The following is a 4,812-nucleotide window of genomic DNA, read 5'->3' as shown; positions in this document are numbered from 1 at the left end:
CGGCCCGAAGGTGCAAGGTGGGCCAAAGGTGGCGCGATCATCCTCTTTCGCGCCACCGGCGGCCCGAAGGTGCAAGGTGGGCCAAAGGTGGCGCGATCATCCTCTTTCGCGCCACCGGCGGCCCGAAGGTGCAAGGTGCAAATCGTTCCGGTGTGCAGCGAACGTACCAGGAGCTGATCGAGGCCATGGGCAGCCGAGATGTTACCCACACGTATCGGTTGGTTTTCATCGCTGATGATCACGTCGCGAAATCGACCAATACTACCGTCAGTAATGCGCTGACGTGCGAAAACTACTTAGCGTCATCAAAACGGATTCGCCAACCGGATGCTGTTTACAAGCTATGAACCGCGCCACAGACATCCTTACCGGGGCCTCTGTTTGGCCTTCCGTTGTGCCTGAAGTTATGAGTGACATATATGCGACAGCGCGAGGCTTCGATGCGCTACGGCACTGCTTGGATGCCCGGCTCCGCCGGCCTGCTCACCCTGGTGCGTAATGTCACGCCAGCACAGATTCGAAACACGCCCTAACACGGTCGGCAGCCTGGAACCGCCGGTCAGCCACCGGCCGCGCGATCCTGTCCGTCCGCGTCGCCGGTGGGCACCAACACTCCCGGCAGCCTTGGAAGGACATAGAAAGGACCGCTCGCGGGACGGGGCCATTTCTGTCATCGGCTGCCGGGAGGCGTAGCGGTCATCTGGCTGCGGGCAATACACCATATTTGTCGATCCCGGACCGCACCAGCGAGAGCGCGGTCGGGTCGGCGGCGAGATTCACCTGGTCCATAAAACTGAGCGCGAACAGGCCCATGGATGTCGCCTGCCGAATATAGGCGTCGGTGAACAAGGTTCTCAGATCGGCGGTCCACGTTTTCTGAGAACCGTTGTCCGGCTTGAAGTGAGCCACCATGACGGGACCGTACTGCCCAAGCATCCGAGTCATGTCCAGGATGTCCTGGCTGTTCGAGTCCGACTGCATTGCCTGGAAGCTCTGGAAGTCAGACTGGCGCATCACGTCCGCGAAGTAGGGGAACATCGACCGGCCGCCGCCCGTACTCGGGTCGTCGTAACGGGCCTGCCAGCCTCCCCAGCCCAAGGAGACCTTGGCGTTCGGAGCCACCGAGTGGAAGATGGACATTGCCGCCAGGTATTTGTCCTTGAGGGCAAGGTAGTAGTTCGTCACCTCCGGGCTCGGCGCCCAGGCGTTGGTCTGGCAGGCGTAGGTCTGGAACTCCGTGAACAGCGTGACATAGAGCGGTGGACCACCGGCCGCGCCCTTGAAGATATCAGCAAGCTGGCGGGCGTCATCGAGAAAAGCTGTGGACAGCGGGTAGTCGCGGCCACAGGCCGGGCCATGGGAGGTCTGGTTGGTACCGACCTTGCCGGTTCCGTCAAGCCAGACCACGAGATGAATCGAACGGCCGGACGCATAGGTCTGCGGAATTCGATTGCTCGCCCAATCTCGGAGGAATCCGAGGTCGCTGGGCGAGTTGTACCAGGTGGTGAACATTCCGAGCCCGGCCGCGATGGGTGACGCCGCGTCGCTGTCCAGAGCCGGTCCGAGGCCGAAAAGAAGCTTTCCGGAGCTGTTCGCGGTGGGTGGCGAGGCGAGCGGGGCTGACGGCGGCGATACGAGGCTCGGCGGGATCCCCGGGGACGTGGTCACCCGCATGGCCGGCGACGCTGTCGATGCCGGTGGCGCCGAAGACGCCTCACCGACCGCCGGGCCGGCCCCGGGCCGCCCGTTGCTGCCCGCGGCCGACGCCAGGGCGACCGGTAGAGTGGATGATGACGCCGACGCACCCGCGGCTGGCTGGGAGACGGCCCGCGTCGGGGGCTGGCAACCGGCTAAACCGAGGAAGGCCGCGGTCACGAGTGACATGAAGCCGACAGTCGCGGGGCCGGTACGAGCAAGCTTTGCGGTCACAAGCAGGTCCCGTCTGATCGAGATCAGTGGGCACAGCCTACGGGGCTGCCCTCAGGAGGCATCAACCGGATGCCCCATAGGCTGAATTAATGCCACAAAGTAACCGAGCCGGCGATGGCGGCGACCGTGTCATCCCGTCCGTTGCAGGATCTTGCCATAGCCATCCGCATAGCTGACGTCGAGCTCGTGCGAGACGCGGAGAAGGACGGGACCGCGCACGTAGATGTACTCGGCCTTCGCCGGGTCCACAGCCTGCGACATGAGGAAACGCTGTCGCTGCTGAGCGTCGGCGGGAGTGCGGAAGACCTCCACGCAACCGCCCAGCCAGACGCTTCCCGGATTCGTGTCCGGCAGCCCGTCGCGGGGTACCCGGCTGTCGACGAAGGCTGCCTTGGAGATGTAGCCACTCGATTGACCGAAAAGATGGTCACTGTCCGTCGCAGCCGTATAGACAATGCTCGATGTCACCGGAAGCCCAGAAGCCTTGAGCTGAGCGATCAGCTCCGACGCGCTGAGGTCGCCTGGTGTGCCCGGCTGCGCGGGAGCGATCTGGGGGTCGGCAGGCAGCGTGGGGGCGGACTGGCCCGCCCCGGCGATCGCCCCCGCGGCGGGCGAGGCTACCGTGCCCGCGACAGTCGCTGCCGTACCGGTCATGGCGCTGCCGCCGCCCGAAGCACGACCTGACGAGCACGCGGCCACGAGCAGCGTGCACATAATGACCACTCTCACTGTCTTCGACACCGAACTCCCCATGGCCGTGTCTCGCGTCGTCATGTCCTGGAATGGTGGGCCGGACTGAATCGGCCATCGGCTCCGCCCGCCGTCAGGCCCCGGTCCATCCGGCCGTGCTGATCCGATCTGTTGGCCGGATCAGCACGGCCACTGTCGGGATGGATGTCAGGCGTCCCCGGGCCCGCAGGCCGTGCCGTCCCCGTTCGTGTCCAGCTTCAGTTGATCGCGCTTGTTCACCGGTATCGGGCCCAGGCCGTGCTGCCGCAGCCACTGGCAGCGGTCATGAGTGCCCGGTGGGAAGTTCACCGGGACGCACTGGGTCGGCAGCCCATAGTGGTGATCACACCCATCGACGTACTCGCTGGTAAGCCTGACCGCCGGTACCGGGGTCACCCGCTGATCGCTCGTTGTTGGCAACAAGCCCGGAGCCGGCGCCGGCGAACCCGTGATCGTCACCCCGGGGCTGGCGGATACGGCGCCGCCAGGGGCCGTGCCGGCACCCGGACTGGCGGTGGCCACATATGGGGACGTGGCCGCCGCCGGCCTGGGTGTCGCGGCGCTGGAAACTCCCGTATCGGTGTTTCCCACCACCGTCACCGCGACGGCGAGGAACACCGCGACCATACTCCGCCTGAGGACACGGTCGAGTCTTCCCGGTTCATCGGCCATGAGGGCTCTGCTCCTTCCGGTAGCCCGTCTCATCCCACATGCACCCAGCGAGCGACCGACGGAATGTTGTTGGCATCGGTGACGAACAACATGTAATCGCCGGGCGGGGCAATGTTTGCGTTGGCGGTGAGCGTCACTGTCAGCTGACCGTCGTTGTTGACGGTTATGGGGAGGTCCACCGAACGCTGGTTCGGGTCCGACGAGTGCGTTACCGCCGCCGGCCGGATCAGCTGCGCGGACTTGATGACGACGTTGGACGTCGTGCCCACCGACTGGGTCGAACCATAGGCCCACGTGGCCGCCGCCGCCGTGATCGTCGGTCGGATCCCGTTCAACAGGTAAGGTGGCGTGTAGATTGAGATCCGCATGTCGAAGGAACCGTCACCCGGATTGTTCCCGATCGCGAGAACATGGCCGTCCGGCAGCAGCAGTGCCGACGAATGGTACGTCCTCGGAATCGGGTCGGTGGCCATCGGTGTGAAGCTGTTCGCGACCGGATCGTACATCGACGCCTCGTACACCGGGTCGGCCCGATTATGTAGGCCGCCACCGGTCTCGAACACCTTCCCATCCGGGAGGATGACCGCGGAGACGTACATCTTGCCGGTCGGCAGGTTCGCACCAGGAACATAGGCCGGATTCGCCTTGGACAGATCGATGAGATCCATCGTGTTGTTCGCGTCAACGTTGGTCTCGATGTTTCCCCCGCCGAAGGTGGCGACGCGTTGGGCCTGCGCCGGTGGCAGCAGAACCGACATCGACTGGTCCCGCTGATCTTTCAGCCGGAGTCCGGGCACATCGGTCACCTGACCGGTGTCAACGTTGTAAAGATTAGCCCCGGGGCCACCGTTGACGTTGTTGCCGAACACGTGTGATCCGGTGTAGAACAACCGGCCGTCCTGCAGAAGAATCATTGCTGGGTACAGCCCCCAGAAACGGTAGGTCTGGGTCGGCCGCGGCTTGTTCCACTGTCCGCTGGCACTGTAGAAGCGCTCGACCTCGACTGAACCGTTGCCGTTCTCGTCCAGCCCGCCGAGCGAGATCACGTCACCGTTACCGAGCTCCGTGGCGGACGGATACCAGTGACCCGTGTTGAGATCGTTCACCCGCACGTACTGATTCGTCGTCGGATCGAAGGTATAGGAGGACTTGATGCCTTCGTAGCCGTGGTCCGCGGTCGGGTACGCCTTGTTCCCACCCATCACCAGCAGTCGACCGTCGGTAAGCTGGACGTGACCGGTACAGAAGAAGTCATCAGGAGTGGAGACATTGGCGAAGGCGCCCGTGGTGGGATTCCACACCGACGTCTTGAAGGTACCGGCCGCGAACTGGTTAGGGTCATTACCCGACCCCGCGATGAGCAGCACGTTACCATTCTTGAGAAGTGCGGCATGGATGGCCCGGACAGGTGACTGGTAGCTGAGCACCTGCCATGAGCCCTTGGTGCACGCATCACCCGCCGTGCAGGTGGAGTGTTCGATC

The 4,812-nt window shown here is 64.1% G+C and carries 5 protein-coding genes; 1 reads left to right on the top strand and 4 read right to left on the bottom strand.

Annotated elements, in window-relative coordinates; translation table 11 throughout:
• On the top strand, positions 1-347 hold a 347-nt coding region (locus MJ785_RS08340; protein WP_239380327.1), incomplete at its 5' end, for a hypothetical protein.
• Positions 348-696: 349 nt separating this feature from the next.
• Here the strand turns inward: MJ785_RS08340 and MJ785_RS08335 are convergent.
• The 4 genes from MJ785_RS08335 to MJ785_RS08320 all read right to left on the bottom strand — a co-directional run.
• Positions 697-1,929, bottom strand: a complete 1,233-nt coding sequence (locus MJ785_RS08335) for a hypothetical protein (protein ID WP_239380326.1) — start codon at positions 1,927-1,929, stop codon at positions 697-699.
• A 129-nt stretch (positions 1,930-2,058) separates the two neighbouring features.
• Positions 2,059-2,583, bottom strand: coding sequence for a hypothetical protein (locus MJ785_RS08330; RefSeq protein WP_239310309.1), 525 nt, complete (start codon positions 2,581-2,583; stop codon positions 2,059-2,061).
• A gap of 243 nt (positions 2,584-2,826) precedes the next feature.
• The gene (locus MJ785_RS08325) at positions 2,827-3,330 is read right to left on the bottom strand and encodes a hypothetical protein (RefSeq protein WP_239310308.1); all 504 of its coding nucleotides are present in this window, start codon (positions 3,328-3,330) and stop codon (positions 2,827-2,829) included.
• A 29-nt stretch (positions 3,331-3,359) separates the two neighbouring features.
• Positions 3,360-4,812, bottom strand: a 1,453-nt coding sequence (locus MJ785_RS08320) for a galactose oxidase early set domain-containing protein (RefSeq protein WP_239310307.1), incomplete at its 5' end; no start/stop codon positions are given.

The organism is Protofrankia sp. CiT1 (assembly GCF_917627335.1).
Classification (GTDB): domain Bacteria; phylum Actinomycetota; class Actinomycetes; order Frankiales; family Frankiaceae; genus Protofrankia.
The sequence above is the reverse complement of the archived record's forward strand: the minus strand, read 5'-3'. Positions and strand labels throughout refer to the sequence as shown.

Bases quoted from the DNA above. Each gene is read 5' to 3' on its own strand.
- MJ785_RS08330 (WP_239310309.1), bottom strand. From the start codon at position 2,583: ATGACCGGTACGGCAGCGACTGTCGCGGGCACGGTAGCCTCGCCCGCC.
- MJ785_RS08325 (WP_239310308.1), bottom strand. From the start codon at position 3,330: ATGGCCGATGAACCGGGAAGACTCGACCGTGTCCTCAGGCGGAGTATG.